Annotated in this window: 1 protein-coding gene; it reads right to left on the bottom strand. The window is 47.4% G+C overall.

Going from position 1 to position 272, the window contains the following annotated elements; genetic code table 11:
* Nucleotides 1-272, bottom strand: a 272-nt coding sequence (locus tag ACE418_RS13530) for a transposase (protein WP_416451089.1), incomplete at both ends; no start/stop codon positions are given.

The following is a 272-nucleotide window of genomic DNA, read 5'->3' as shown; positions in this document are numbered from 1 at the left end:
TACTGGTTGATAGATTTGAGTTTACGACCGTCCATGAGGAACGACGTCCCCGTATTGGTGACGCAGGCTGCCAGATTGTCCAGGCCCAAGTCAATAGCCAAGACACGGTCTGGCGAGGTTTTCACCGGTTCTGAGTCTTGTAAGTAACAATATTGAATCTTGAAATACCTTCCGCCATACATGGGACAGATGCGTACTTCTTGAATCGTCTTATCCTTTAGTCTGTCGGGAACAGGAATCCGAATCCGATGGCCGTTATGGCGTTTCATATA

Source organism: Megasphaera jansseni (assembly GCF_047974155.1).
Lineage (GTDB): Bacteria > Bacillota > Negativicutes > Veillonellales > Megasphaeraceae > Megasphaera.
Note: the sequence above shows the minus strand (reverse complement) of the source record. Positions and strands in the feature narration are given on the sequence as shown.